This is a genomic window from Planctomycetota bacterium (genome assembly GCA_016125255.1).
In the GTDB taxonomy this organism is placed as follows: Bacteria; Planctomycetota; Phycisphaerae; order Phycisphaerales; family Zrk34; genus RI-421.
In genome coordinates, this window is sequence record WGMD01000012.1 from 23,943 (window position 1) to 37,631 (window position 13,689).

A 13,689-nucleotide genomic window follows, 5' to 3' on the forward strand; every position below is an offset into this window, starting at 1 on the left:
TTCAACGCAGGGCCTGCGCCGGGTGCATCATGGCGCGGAGCGACTGCTGGTAGATCTGCATGCACTTGTGCGCGGCCCCGTCCCATGTGAGCTGCCGCGCCTCGATGTCCGCGTGCTCGCGCATCGTCTGGCTGAGCGGCGGATGACGCAGCACGGCGATGATCTTGTCGGCCATGTCGTCCACGTCCCAGAAGTCGACCTTCAGCGCGTGCTGAATGACCTCCGCCACGCCGGAGTTGCGGCTGATGATCACGGGCACGTCGTGACGGATCGCCTCCAGCGGCGCGATGCCGAACGGTTCGGACACGCTGGGCATGACATAGACGTCGGCCATGCGGAAGACTTTCTCGACGTCCGCGCCGCGGAGGAAGCCGGTGAAGAGCACCTTGTGTCCGATGTCCATCTCGGCGGCCATGGCGATGACCTGCTGGGCCATGTCGCCCGAACCGGCCATGACGAACTTGACGTTGTCGATCTTGTCGAGGACTTTCTTGGCGGCCGCGACGAAATATTCGGGGCCTTTCTGCATGGTGATACGGCCGAGGAACAGGACGATGCGATCGGCTTTGCGGATGCCGGTGCGCGGGGGCAGGGCGGCGTCGGACTCGATGCCGTTGTAGACGACATGGACTTTGGAGGCCGGGACGCCGTAGCGGTGGATGCAGATGTTGCGGGTCAGGTAGGAGACGCAGACGACGGAGATCGCGCCGTGCATGCCGCGGCGTTCGATGTCGTAGATCTGCTGGTTGACGTGCTCGCCGGAGCGGTCGAATTCGGTGGAGTGGACATGCACGACGAGCGGCCGGCCGGACGCGCCGGCGACGGCGAGCGCGGCGGGGTAGGTCATCCAGTCATGCGCGTGAATGACGTCAAAATGCTCCGCGCGGGCGAGGCGCAGCGCCAGATGCGCGTAGCGCTGGGCTTCATCGACGACGTTGCCGGCGTAGTCGTTGCCGGCGGGGGGGCGATGATGGTGCGTCGGTTCGGGGAGCGCGGCGGCGATCCGTGCGATGGCGGCTTTGGCGCGGGGGGAGTAGGCGCCATGATCGAGTTCTTCGATGTATTCGATGCGCCCGAAGCGCACGCGCTTGCGACGCGCGCCGGGCGAGGGCGGGGCGGCGGGATAGGGGCTTGCGATCGGCGAAGGGATCGCGCGGAACTCGACGCCGGCGCGTTCGACCGCGCGGCGCAGGCGCTCGGCTTCGCTGATCGATTCGTCATCGTCGTCGCCGTCGTGTCCGATGTTCTTGAGCGGCGAGGCGGGGCTGACAAGCTTGACATGACCGGAGGCGGAGGCGGAGGCGGGGACGGGCTTGGGCAGGACGAAGACGACCTCGATGTTCTGCCGGCTCATGGCGCGCGTCAGGCCGTAGCAGGCGGTTCCGAGCCCACCGCTGATAAACGGCGGAAATTCCCAGCCGAGCATCAACACACGCATGAAATACACCTGATCGGGGGAGGGCGTCCGGGTCAAAACTCACTTTATCCGCGGGCTGCGGAATGGACAAGTGATACAATCGCGGATATGTCGCAACGCAAGCATGCCGGCGAAGAGATGAACTGGACGACGCGCCGCCTGCTGGACTGGACGACGGCGTATCTCCAGAAAAAGCAGGTGGATTCGCCGCGCCTCTGCGCGGAGATGCTCATGGCCCACGTGCTGGAGATTCCGCGCATCCATCTGTACATGGACCTGGACCGCCCGGCGAGCCCCTTGGAGCGCGCGGCGTTCCGCGAGCTGGTCGAGAAGGCGGCGGCGCAGCATCCGGTGCAGTACCTGATGGGCTACGCCTATTTTTTCTCGATGATCTTCGAGGTGAACGAACACGTGCTGATTCCGCGGCCGTGCACGGAGATGCTCGTGGAGCATGTGATTCAACATGCGCGGCACGTGCCGGGGTTCGCCTCGCCGCAGATCGCCGACCTCGGGACCGGCAGCGGTTGCATCGCGGTGGCGCTGGCCAAGCACTTGCCCGCCGCGCGCATCGTCGCGGTCGACACGAGCGCGGCGGCGCTGGAGGTGGCCAAGCGCAACGCGGCGAAGCATGGCGTGAGCGATCGGATCGATTTCGTGGAGGGCGATCTGTTCGAGGCGCTGGGCGGGCGGCGGTTTTCATACATTGTGTCCAATCCGCCGTACATCAGCGACGCGGAATGGGCGGAGGTGGAGGCGAATGTGAAGGATTACGAGCCGACGGGAGCGCTGCGGGCGGGGGCGGACGGATTGGAAGTGCTGCGCCGTCTGATCGCGGCGGCGGGGGGATACCTGGCGGAGCCGGGGCAACTGGTGGTCGAGATCGCCGCATCGCAGAAGGCGGCGGTAATCGCGTTGGTGAAGGGCGAGAAGGGACTCAGGGAGCCGCGCGTGATGGCGGATCATGAGGGGTTTGATCGGATGCTGCTGGCGGATGGTGATCAATCGTGATGTGGTGATGTGAAAGGCGATCCGGGGATTCGCTGCGCTCAGCCCTCGGCTTTGTAGAATTGTTACTTCACCACGTCACCAAATAAAAAGCCATCCGCGTTAACGGATGGCTTTGGATGTTCGTAGGACGGATCGCGCTTAGCCCTTGATTTCGGTGGCGGCGATCATCTTCTTGCCGTCGTGCTCGGTGACTTCGCCGGTGACGGTGACGCCTTCCTTGGGGCCGTGGCAGACGTTTTCATGGAAGTCCTTGGAGGTCGCATTGGGGACGAGGTAGTAGGTCACTTCCTTGTCGCCGTCCTTGACGATCAGCGCGTTCTGGCACTTGGACGCCTCCTTGAGCGCGCACTTGGCGCAGACCATCTTGCCGGTCAGCGTGACTTTCTCACCGGCTTGTGCTTGCGAGAAGGTGAGCAGACCCACGACCGCGAACAACAGAGCCGTCTTGATCATCATCGCTTTCATCAGAAAATCCTTTCAGAGAAATTGGATTGAACGCACCACACAGTTGACATCACGCTAGCGATCGCCGATGGGAATGTCAATATGTTCGGGAAAAGGTTGCATTCTGCTATCATCCTGCACATGGCGTCGATCGAAATTCCTTATCAGAAACTCGCCCCGGCGACGCTTGAAGCGGTGCTCGAGGAGTATGTGACGCGGGACGGTACGGACGATCGGGACGCCGCCCATAAAATCCGGCAGGTCATGGCTCAACTCGAAAAGGGCGAAGCGGTCATCGTGTTCGACGACGAAAGTGGCACATGCCACGTCGTCCGAACATAAACATCATTTAGAATCGCCGAGCAGATTCTGCATCCGTTCGTCGACAAACTTGTCCTCGCGCGTGCGCTGGTCCGCCAGGTCCTTGCTCAACTGGGTGATGCGGGATTCGAGGCGATTGAGTTCGTGGCCGAGCATCTGCTGGCGGGCGTCGAACTGCTGCTCGATGACGGAACGCAATGACTTTTTGAGGTCCTTGGTTTTTCCGCCGTCCTTGTTGACCTGCTTGGCGAGGTCGCCGGCCTGGGTCTGAAGCTGCTGCTCGCGGGTCTGGAGGTCGAAGCCCTGCGGATCGACGCGGCGCTTGAGGACGAGGTAACGGAGGCGGGGGGCATAGGTGGCGATCGTGGCGCGGAAGGCCTTGGGGTCGCGCTGGCGCAGGGCGGCCAGTTCGTCGGCAAGCGTGGGGCGGTGCAGACGAATGATGTCCATGATCTGATCGATCTGCTCGTCGGTGAGATGGGGCGGATCGGCGGGGGGATCGATCTTGCCGGGCGGATCGGGGATGATGATTTTCTCGGGCGGATTGGGAGACGCGAAGATGTCGGCGCCGGGCTTGGCGAGCAGTTCGTCGAAGCGTTTGCCGATGAGCGCGTCCTTCTGATTCTGCTGCTGCTGAATTTGTTTGCGAAGACCGTCGAGGCGGGTCTGAAGATTGGTGATCTCGGACTGGCGGGAGTCGAGCTTGACCTGGAACTGCTCGTGCAGCATCTTGCGCAGGTCATCGGTGAGGCGCCTGGCTTCGTCGCCGTCGGCGGACTTGATGCGGCGGGACAGCTCCCATGTCTCGCGCTGATAGCGTTTGTCCGCGGCGGCGGACTTGTAGGCGTCCGGGTCCTCCTGCCTGAGGCGGATCAGGCCGGCCATTTTGCTGTTGATCTGAAGAATGTTTCGGCGGAACTGCTTGGGGTCCGAGTCGCGCAGGACGTTGAGGCGCTGGGCCATCATCGGATGCACATCATTGACGACCGCGAGCACCAGTTCGATGCGCTCATCGGACAGATCGCGGTCCTTGTCATCGTCGTCCTTGTTGTTCCTGGCGTTCTTGTTGTCGGCGGGCTTCTGTGCGGCGGGTTTGTCGGGCTTGTCGGATTTGGCGGGCGCGTCAGCGAAAAGCACGGCTGTGCACGACAGCGTCAGAAGGAGCACCCGAAATGACAAGCGGTTGGCTTTCATGAAGACTCGCGCAGCGCTAGGGCGTGGCCATTGTATCGACCCGGACCGGCTTCGCGGCCCTCAGAACGACTGAATCTGAGCTTCGAGAACGGACAGATCATCACTGAGCATCTCGGCACTGTCGGTCGACGATCCCTCCGATTCGTCGGCGAGACTCAGGGCGGCCTGGTCGACGTCGGTTGAGATCGCAAGAATCTGCGCATCGATCGGATTGCCGGTGTGCCCCAGCGAATGGTCAAGCTGGGCCAGCTCGCGCTGAATCCACGCGAGGGAGGATTTGTCCGGCTGCTTGACGACGGCGTGTTGGGCCAGCATGTAGACGCCCAGACCGGCGGCGATGAGCACGGCGGCGGCGATCGCCTGGGCGAAATAGCCGATGCGCGCGATGACGACGACGGGCTGATCGCGATGAGCGGGTTCGACGGTGGCGTCGTACACGCGCTGCGGGAGACCGGCGGGAGTCGGCACGTGATGCGCCCGGCGGAGTTCATGTTGCGAAACACCACAGGCGGTCAGGTCGTTGACCGTCGTGTCATAGACGCGCCGCGCGAGCCCGGCGGGGGGCGCGACGGCGAGGGCGAGCTTCAGGTCGGCTTCAAACTGTTCGTTGATCGGGTCCATGTTCGTATCTTCGGTCGTCTTGATTCAGGGCTCGGTTTCTTCGAGCATGTCTCTCAATTTTTTCAGGGCCCGGTGGCCTCTTGCCAGCACGGTGCCCAGGGGTTGTTCCAAAACTTCGGCGATCTGCGCGAAGCTCAGGCCCGCGGTGAAGCGGAGGTCCAGAAGCTCGCGGTCCGGCTCGGACAGGCGCTCGACGGCGGCGCGGAGCTGGGCGATGCGTTCGGACTTTTCCAGAGCGTCCGTGGGCGTGGGCCCGTTGGCGAATTGCCCCATCGCTTCCGGCGGCGTCGCATCGAAGTCGATCGACACGGCCTGTCGCTTGCGGCGGCGAAGCTCGTCCCGCAAACGATTGACGGCAATTCGAAACAACCACGCTTCGAACCGGCCCTGCTCGTCGTACGCGGCGAGTTTGCTGACGATCTTGGCAAACGTCGCCTGCGTCATTTCCTCGGCCAGGTCGGCGTTGCCGCACTGCCGATAGAGCAGGCCGTACACCCGACCGCTGTACGCCTCCACCAACTGCCGCCAAGCGTCCGGATCACCGGCGGCGGCTGCTGCGAGCGTCTGTTGCGTCGGGTCGCTCATCCGTCGTACCTGTGTAACGAGGGGTGGGGGGCTTTATTGCATCGCCTGAGCCGATCGGCGGCAAACGTGGGCTGGAAATCGGCCATCCGGTCGATATACTTGGGGGTTATGTCGAACGCCGCCATTTTTCTTGAACTTCGACTTACCACGGGTGCGGTCCGCTCCGGGGTCCTTGTAGGCGTTATTCGGCGGGACTCCCTGCCGGCCTGACAGGGATGGGCCCGCGCCCCTCGCATCGCTGACTTACAATACCACAGCTTAAACACACCACCAATGCACGCCCATTCACCGGGCGATGCCTTGTGCGAGAACCACGATGACTACCGCACGCTCTCAATCCTCCCTCGACACACGGATCGACTCCCTCGCCGCCGCACCCAAGACCGATAAATACGTCGGCCTCAAGGGCGCGGAAATCTTCCATCAGCTCATGGCTGAGCACCAAGTCGAAGTCATGTTCGGCTACCCCGGCGGGGCCATCCTCCCCGTCTTCGACGCCATTCATAACTCCCCGCACTTCAAGTTCATTCTCACGCGCCATGAACAGGGCGCCGGACACATGGCCGAGGGCTACGCCCGCGTGACCGGCAAGCCGGGCATCGTGCTGGTGACGAGCGGCCCCGGCGCGACGAACGTCGTCACCGCCATGCAGGACGCCCTCATGGACGGCACGCCCCTGATCGTCTTCACCGGCCAGGTCGCCACCGCCGCGATCGGCTCCGACGCCTTTCAGGAAGCCGACGTGACCGGCATCACCCGCTCGTGCACCAAGTGGAACGTGCTCGTCAAGGACGTGCGCGACCTGCCGCGTTACATCAATCAGGCGTTCCACATCGCCACGACCGGCCGGCCGGGACCTGTGCTCGTGGATTTGCCCAAGGACGTGACCGCCGCCACGCTGCGCGAGCCCGTCGTCGCCGAGCCGCACATGCCCGGGTACCACGTGCGCGAGCTGGGCACGAGCGATGAAATCCAGCGCGTCGCCGACATGATCAATGGGTCCAAGCGCCCCGTGTTCTACGTCGGACAGGGCGTGATCCAGGCGGGCGGGTCGGAAGTGCTCCGCGCCTGTGCCCTCGCCGGCGACATTCCCACGACGACGACCTTGCAGGGGCTCGGCGCTTTCGACGAGTCGCACCCGCTCTCGCTGCACATGCTGGGCATGCACGGCTCGGCCTACGCCAACTGGGCCATGCAGAAGGCCGACTGCCTCATCGCCGTCGGCGCCCGTTTCGACGACCGCATCACCGGCCGGCTCTCCGGCTTCGCACCCGAAGCCAAAAAAGCCCACGCCGAGGGCCGCGGCGGGATCATTCACTTCGACATCGCCCCCGAGCAGATCGGCAAGAACGTCCCCGTGTCGATCGGCGTCGAAGGCGACGCCCGCAAGAATCTGGAGCTCCTGCTGCCGCTCATCCAGAAGCGCGACCGCTCCGAATGGCTCGCGCAGATCAACGAGTGGAAGCGCAAGTATCCCTTCCGCTACAAGCCCGACAATCGACCCGGGCATATGAAGCCCCAGCAGGTCATCGAAGAGCTCTACCGCCAGACGAACGGCGAAGCGATCATCGCCACCGGCGTGGGCCAGCATCAGATGTGGGCCGCCCAGTTCTACAAGTACAAGTACCCGCGCCACTGGATCACCTCCGGCGGGCTGGGCACGATGGGCTACGGCGTCCCGGCGTCGATCGGCGCCAAACTCGCCGTGATGGTCGAAGCCGAGAAGCGCGGCGGGAAGAACCCGATCGTCGTCGACATCGACGGCGACGGCTCGTTCTGCATGACGGCGATGGAAATGGCCACCGCCGCTCAGTACGGCATCGGTGCGAAGATCCTCATCCTCAACAATGATTTCCAGGGCATGGTCAAGCAGTGGCAGGACCTGTTCTATCAGGAGCGCTACAGCCATACCGAGATGCACAATCCCGACTTCAAGTTGCTCGCCGAGGCGATGCACTGCAAGGGCGTTCGCTGCGAAAGCGCCGCCGACTTGCCGGCGAAGATGAAGGAATTCCTCGAAGCCGACGGCCCGGTCGTGGGCGACTTCCTCGTGGAAAAACACGAGCACGTCTGGCCCATGGTCCCCGCCGGCGCCACCCTCGACGAAATGCAACTGGGCGTCATCGGCGAACTCGCCGGCGATTGACTTCCTCCCCCTCTCCCTTCGGGAGAGGGCCGGGGTGAGGGCAGCCCCGAAGGATGGCGCGCCCCGACTCCCGTCGATCCACAAACGACAACAACCGCCCGCAGTCACACTGCGGGCGGTTGTCGTCTTGAGGGGGGTGAGATTCCGGGGGGTGAGATTCCGTTTAGTCGCCGATGACCGCGGCGAGGGGCGTGTGCACCAGTTCCTGCGTGACCTGCCACCAGTCCCAGCTCGCATCGAACGGCTGCTGGTAGCCGCCCCAGATGACCATGCCGTCGGTGATCGACGCACAGGTCATCATCTCGGTGCGCCAGTAGTTGGCGTCCAGGAACTGGCCGGTGAACTTGGACGAGTCATGATACTGGGGCCAGAGGAAGGCAATGACCGGCTTGCCGTACTGGCGGGCCTGCACGATGTTGTTGAGGGCGTACTTGCGCCAGCCGACGACATCGTTGTAGAACGTGTAGAGCGAGGGGAAGATGTAGTCGACGTGGTCCGCCACGCGCTGGAGCTTCTCGTTGGCCTTGATCCAGCCGGCGTACCCGGTGTTGGGCCCAGGCCCGAGCACCGCCGCCCAGTAGTTGCGCTGCGGCAGGATCGAGTAGAACCCGAACTTCACATTGGGATTCTCCGCGCGAATCCACTGCGCCACCTTGATGAACTTGTCGATCGTCGCATCCAGCTCCGCCGGCTGCTGGCTCCAGCTTTCGATGTCGATCACGACCGGCACATTCGTCGGCAGCGTCCGCGCCACCGCACGCACCGTCGCTTCGTGCGGCTGATCGTGCTTGACGCCGTCCGGCCACAGCGCGCTTTCATACACCGCCTTGATCGGCATCAGCCCCGACTCCGAAAGCGCCGGCTTGCCGGTGTACATGATGGCGTCGTAGACCTTGAGCGTCGAGAGATTGCTCGTCCCGCCGCTGGTGTTGTTCGAGCCGGAAGTGACCGGCGGCAGGGGCGGGTCGGGATTCGCGCCGTTGTTGTCGCCCAGCGGATTGGACCCGGTGTTGGTCGTCGAGTTGGACCCCGTGTTGGTATTGGGCGTCGAGGGGTTGGTCGACGTGTTGGTCGTGTTGTTGTTGGAGGTCGACGCGGTCGTCCCGCCGCCGGAGTTGGCGGTGGTGTTGCCAGTCGAGGTCGAGCCGGTGCTGTTGGCGCCGGTCGAAGTGGTGGTCCCGCCGCCGGTGCTGGTGTTCGTGCCGGTGCTGGTGTTGCCGCCGGTGGTGGTGTTGGAGTTGGGTTTGTTGATGACGGTCGCGGTGTTGCCGCCGGACCCGCCGGAAGGGGTGGAACTGCCGGAGCCGCTCGAGGTCGAGCCGGTGTTCGTGTGGGTGTTGGTCGAATTGCTGCTCGCGTCGGTGTTGGTGTCGTTGGATGCGGTGGAGTTGTTGCCCGCACCGGTGTTGGGCGAGGTGGGGTCCTGCGTGCCCGGCTGCGAGGAGGGCTCGCCCACGTTCGAGTCCGTCGACTCGGTCGTGGGATTGATCACCTTGGCCGTATTGCCCCCGGAAGAGGAGCCCCCGGAAGAGGAACTGCCGGACGAAGACCCGCCGGAGGACGATCCGCCGGAGCTTGACGAGCCGCCGCCCGAGCCGCCGCCGGACCCGCCGGTGGGGATGCTCGAACCGCCGGAGCCGCCGCCGCCGCCGGAGGACGGCGTGGTGGTGACCGAGGACTGATTGCCGTAGGTGGTCGGCTCATCGCTGACGACCGGCGGCGTGGTCGGCTCGCTGGCCTTGATCAGCGGCGCGATCATCTGCTCGGTCTTCCAGATGAAATTCGCGAACGGGTTGACCCGGCCGGCGTAACGCTCGTCCGTGGCCTGCTTGAAGATCGCCAGCTCGACGCTCAGCGACTTCAACTCGCTCGCGTTCAGGTGGGAAACGGACTCGTTCAGCGCCGCGTCCCCCGAGCGGTGATACACCCGCCACAGGTCCGCCGCCCGCTGAATCGAATACTGCGCCGCCGCGTGCGGCACAGGCCCGAAACTCAGCAGGCCCGCCACCAGCCCCGCCGCGACCGCCCGCATTGTCGTTCGAATCGTTACCATTGTTGATCTCACCCTGGGTTGTCTGAGCACACAGGATTACCAACCGATATAATTCATGCGGACCCAAGTGAACCGACGCGTTTTCGGACTACGCGTTTTCACCAATCGCACTTTCGCCGCGCCGCACCGCTGTGTTTTCATTTTTGCGACCCCCCGATCCGTTATAATCGCACGCAATGCACCCACTCGCGGCGTCCAGCTTCAACTTCCAGTTCAACGACGCCCCGCCCATGCCTTCGTTCTCCGGCAGCGGCGGGACCGGGTTTCCGTTCCTCTTCATCCTTATCATCGTCGCCGCCGTCGGTCTGGCCATCTATGGCTTCTACGCCGCCGCCAAGCGCCGGAAGGAGCTTCAGGAATGGGCCGCCCGCAAGGGCCTGTCCTTCACCGCCGGCAACGACTACTCCTTCGACGAACGTTTCGCCAGCTTTCAAGCCCTCCGCCAGGGCTCGCGCCGATACGCCTACAACATCATGACCGGCTCGCTTTTCAACCGGCCCTGCACCTGCTTCGACTACCACTTCGAAACCTATTCGACCGATAACAAGGGCAACCGGCAGACGCATCATCACTACTTCTCCGCCGCCGTGCTCCAAAGCGATGTCCCCCTGCGCCCGCTGTTCATCCGCCCCGAGGGCTTCTTCGACAAGATCACCGAGTTCTTCGGCTATGACGACATCGACTTCGAATCCGCCGAGTTCTCCCGCAAGTTCTACGTGACCAGCCCCGACAAGAAGTGGGCCTACGATGTGCTCCATCAGCGCACGATGGAGTTCATGCTCGCCATGCCCAAGTTCACCCTCCAGTTCGACGGCAGCCGCGTCTATATCTGCCGCGGGTCGACGTTCAACGCCGCCGAATTCGAAGCCGCCGCCGAACTCGTCGACGGCATCCTCAGCCGATTCCCCGAATACCTCGTCAAACAGCAGCGCGAAGGCATGTCATGAACATCTTCGATCTGTACGGAATTGACCCCACCATACCGGTGCTGGTCGTCGGTACTTTGGGCGGCGCGATCGTGTCGGTCGTGATTTTTCGGCGGCAGCGATCCCGGAGTCGGATGGTCGCTTACTGGGCCCGTCGCCGCGGTCTTGCATTTGACGCGGCCCAAAATCAAGACCTGCTGGATGACTGTCAGTTTCGCATATTGCGCCGCAGCAGGCAGTCATATGCGTGGAACGTGTGCTCCGGTACATTCGGTCCGCGCCCGCTGATCGCGATGGATGTCTTTAGCAACAACCAACGGTTTTCAGCACTTATCATTCGTACGCCATTCGATTTCAAACCGCTGCTCGTTCGGCCTAATGAATCTCTCGACATTGTGGCTGAGTTGGCGGGTTGGGAGGATATCCACTTCGAATCCGCGGAGTTTTCCCGAAAGTACCACGTGAGGGCGGACGATCGGAAGTGGGCCTACGATGTGCTTCATCCCAGGGCGATCGAATTCATATTGAAACATGCGCCTTATCACGTTGAATTTCAGGGCCGATCCGCCGCCGTGCATCAGAATTGTGAATGGCGGCTCGAACAATTCGACGAGGCCGTCAGTTACCTCAACAATCTGCTCAATATGTTACCCAACTACGTCCTTGAAAAAGCAATGTGAGAAATTCATATGACACTGATGCTTGCGCAATATGCCGTTCAATCCTCCGGGTCGCAGCCCATCGCGCTCTACATCGTGATCGGCGTCGTCCTGGTCGGCGTCATCTGGTTCGTCGCGACGTACAACATTCTCGTCCGCCTGCGCCAGCAGGTTGCCGAGTCGTGGTCCGGCATCGACACGGAGCTGAAGCGCCGTTACGACCTGATCCCCAATCTCGTCGAAACCGTCAAGGGCTACGCCAAGCATGAACGCGAGGTGTTCGAGCGCGTCATCGCCGCGCGCAATCAGGCGGCCAACTCGCACGGGTCGCCCAAGGAGCAGGCCACGGATGAAAACGCGTTCATCGGCTCGATGAAACAGCTTTTCGCCGTCGCGGAAAACTATCCCGACCTTAAAGCGAATCAGAATTTTTTGCAGCTTCAGCAGGAGTTGTCGAACACGGAGGACCGCATTCAGGCCGCGCGGCGGTTTTACAATGCGAACGTCCGCGATCTGAACACGCGCTGCCAGGTGCTTCCGTCGAACATCGTGGCGGGCATGTTCAACTTCAAGCAGGCCGAGTTCTTCGAGATTGAAGACGCGAGCATGCGGGCCGTGCCCAAAATGAGCTTCTGACAAGGCGGGTGGACTTCAGTCCCCCCGTCCTCCGCCACAAAAGATCACCGACAAAAGCCCCGTGTTGATACGCAACACGGGGCGGAGAAAAGAATGAGAAAGGAGAAAGGAGAACCGGGTTGAACTTCCGGGTTCGCCATCGGTTTTACGACCGGGCGTCACCCAATGTTCATCTTCGGCCGGGGCCCCGAAGTTTCTTCAATTTCCCCCAATAGCCGGGCCGCTACGCGGCCCAGGTCAACCCCGTGCAATGAACTGCCGGGCCACCTTCCACACCGGCCCCGCGCCCATGACGACCAATAAATCGCCCGGCTGGGCGTCGGCCTTGAGGTATTCGACGATATCGTCAAATGCGTCGATGTGCATCGCATCGACGTCCTGCTCGCGGAGCCGCTCGACCAGGTCGGCGGCGCTGACCGCCCGACGGTCCGCCTCGCTGTCGCGGACGAAGTAAATGTGCGGCACGATGACCACATCCGCCTGCGAAAAACTCGCCGCGAACTGATTCATCAAAAAGCGCGTGCGCGAATGCTGATGCGGCTGAAAGACGCAGATGAGCCGGCGGGGCTTGTGATGCGCCCGCAGGGCCCGCAGCGTCGTGTCGATCTCCGTCGGGTGATGCCCATAGTCGTCGATCACCGTCACGCCGCGATGCACGCCCAGATTCTGCATCCGCCGATCCAGCCCTCGGAAACTCGAAATCGCCTTGCCGATCCCTTCCCAATCCGCGCCGAGGCGATGCGCCGTCACCGCGGCGACCGAGGCGTTGTACGCCATGTGCTCGCCGGGCAATTGGCAGGTGTAGTGACACACCGGCTTGCCTTCGTGGTGCAGCGTAATGCCGCCGTTGAGACGGATGACCCAGTCGGCCTGCGGGGCGAAGCCGATCGTTTCGACCTTGCAGTCCAGCCCCGCCGCGACGCGCGTGCGCTGAGCGCCTTCGTGCCCGATGAGCAGCGACCCGTTGGCATCCGTCTTCCGGGCGAACTGGCCGAAGGCCTCGATGATGGCGTCCAGCGAGCCGTAGATGTCCAGGTGATCTTCTTCGACGTTGAGGATGATGCTGTGGGTCGGGTGGAAATTATGGAAGGAGCGGTCGAATTCGCAGGCCTCGCCGATGAGCATGTCGGGTCGTCCGGCGCGGGCGCCGCCGCCGATCTGGTCGCAGGTCGCGCCGACGATGAAGGTCGGGTCCTGATTGGTTTGAATGAGCGTATGGGCGAGCATGGCGGTGGTGGTCGATTTGCCATGCGTCCCGGCGATGGCGACGCCGGTGCGGCCGATCATGAGCCGGCCCAGAAGCTGCGCGTATTTGAGCACGGGCAGTTTCCGCCGCCGGGTCTCGACGATTTCGGGGTGGTCATTGCTGACGGCCGCGCTGGCGATGACCAGGTCGCAGGCGGCGGGGACGGTGTCGGTGGCCTGACGGAGCGTGACGTCGATGCCGTCAAGCTTCAGCGCGTCGGTGAACGGACTGGCGTAGGCGTCGGTGCCGGTGGGGATCGCGCCGTAGCTGCGGCAGATGCGGGCAAGGCCGCTCATCCCGCACCCGCCGATGCCCACGAAATGCAGGCGTTTTCCCGCCAGGTCCAGCGGGGCGTTGGGGTCATGCGTGAATGCGGTGTCCGTCATGGTGTTGATCAGGTGGGAGGTTGACATGCCATTGTACATCGGCCGAA

General features: G+C 63.2%; 13 protein-coding genes. 6 read left to right on the top strand and 7 right to left on the bottom strand.

Annotation, left to right across the window (positions count from 1 at the left end; genetic code table 11):
* Position 1 precedes the first annotated feature (1 nt).
* Positions 2-1,438: a glycosyltransferase gene (locus tag GC162_11065; protein ID MBI1369178.1), complete on the bottom strand. Its 1,437-nt coding sequence runs from the start codon at positions 1,436-1,438 to the stop codon at positions 2-4.
* A gap of 87 nt (positions 1,439-1,525) precedes the next feature.
* Between GC162_11065 and prmC the strand changes: the two genes are divergently transcribed.
* Positions 1,526-2,425: a peptide chain release factor N(5)-glutamine methyltransferase gene (gene prmC / locus GC162_11070; GenBank protein ID MBI1369179.1), complete on the top strand. Its 900-nt coding sequence runs from the start codon at positions 1,526-1,528 to the stop codon at positions 2,423-2,425.
* 138 nt (positions 2,426-2,563) lie between these two features.
* Here prmC and GC162_11075 read toward each other — a convergent pair whose 3' ends face one another.
* Positions 2,564-2,890, bottom strand: coding sequence for a hypothetical protein (locus tag GC162_11075; GenBank protein MBI1369180.1), 327 nt, complete (start codon positions 2,888-2,890; stop codon positions 2,564-2,566).
* Between the two features lie 120 nt (positions 2,891-3,010).
* Here GC162_11075 and GC162_11080 point away from each other — a divergent pair, with 120 nt between their 5' ends.
* On the top strand, positions 3,011-3,211 hold the full coding sequence (locus GC162_11080) for a YheU family protein (GenBank protein ID MBI1369181.1): 201 nt from the start codon (positions 3,011-3,013) through the stop codon (positions 3,209-3,211).
* 3 nt (positions 3,212-3,214) lie between these two features.
* Here the strand turns inward: GC162_11080 and GC162_11085 are convergent, their stop codons facing one another.
* From GC162_11085 to GC162_11095, 3 genes are read right to left on the bottom strand one after another with little or no spacing between them, the layout of a single operon-like run.
* The gene (locus GC162_11085; GenBank protein MBI1369182.1) at positions 3,215-4,384 is read right to left on the bottom strand and encodes a hypothetical protein; all 1,170 of its coding nucleotides are present in this window, start codon (positions 4,382-4,384) and stop codon (positions 3,215-3,217) included.
* Between the two features lie 60 nt (positions 4,385-4,444).
* Positions 4,445-5,005 (bottom strand): hypothetical protein, encoded by a 561-nt coding sequence (locus GC162_11090; protein MBI1369183.1) that lies wholly within the window; start codon positions 5,003-5,005, stop codon positions 4,445-4,447.
* A gap of 24 nt (positions 5,006-5,029) precedes the next feature.
* A complete protein-coding gene (locus tag GC162_11095; protein MBI1369184.1) occupies positions 5,030-5,590 on the bottom strand; it encodes a sigma-70 family RNA polymerase sigma factor in 561 nt (186 codons plus the stop codon).
* A 316-nt stretch (positions 5,591-5,906) separates the two neighbouring features.
* Here GC162_11095 and ilvB point away from each other — a divergent pair, with 316 nt between their 5' ends.
* Complete coding sequence (gene ilvB, locus GC162_11100) at positions 5,907-7,736, top strand: biosynthetic-type acetolactate synthase large subunit (GenBank protein ID MBI1369185.1); 1,830 nt, start codon at positions 5,907-5,909, stop codon at positions 7,734-7,736.
* A 163-nt stretch (positions 7,737-7,899) separates the two neighbouring features.
* Here ilvB and GC162_11105 read toward each other — a convergent pair whose 3' ends face one another.
* Positions 7,900-9,789, bottom strand: a complete 1,890-nt coding sequence (locus GC162_11105; protein MBI1369186.1) for a hypothetical protein — start codon at positions 9,787-9,789, stop codon at positions 7,900-7,902.
* Positions 9,790-9,965: 176 nt separating this feature from the next.
* Between GC162_11105 and GC162_11110 the strand changes: the two genes are divergently transcribed.
* Genes GC162_11110 through GC162_11120 form a run of 3 tightly spaced genes read left to right on the top strand, consistent with a single transcriptional unit; the run spans position 9,966 to position 12,010 of the window.
* Positions 9,966-10,736, top strand: a complete 771-nt coding sequence (locus GC162_11110) for a hypothetical protein (GenBank protein MBI1369187.1) — start codon at positions 9,966-9,968, stop codon at positions 10,734-10,736.
* Positions 10,733-11,395 carry a hypothetical protein gene (locus tag GC162_11115; protein ID MBI1369188.1) on the top strand — a complete coding sequence of 221 codons (663 nt, stop codon included), beginning with the start codon at positions 10,733-10,735 and terminating at the stop codon, positions 11,393-11,395. The genes GC162_11110 and GC162_11115 overlap by 4 nt, the downstream gene beginning before the upstream one ends.
* A gap of 18 nt (positions 11,396-11,413) precedes the next feature.
* Complete coding sequence (locus GC162_11120; GenBank protein MBI1369189.1) at positions 11,414-12,010, top strand: LemA family protein; 597 nt, start codon at positions 11,414-11,416, stop codon at positions 12,008-12,010.
* Positions 12,011-12,247: 237 nt separating this feature from the next.
* Here GC162_11120 and murC read toward each other — a convergent pair whose 3' ends face one another.
* Complete coding sequence (murC, locus tag GC162_11125; protein MBI1369190.1) at positions 12,248-13,681, bottom strand: UDP-N-acetylmuramate--L-alanine ligase; 1,434 nt, start codon at positions 13,679-13,681, stop codon at positions 12,248-12,250.
* Positions 13,682-13,689 lie beyond the last annotated feature (8 nt).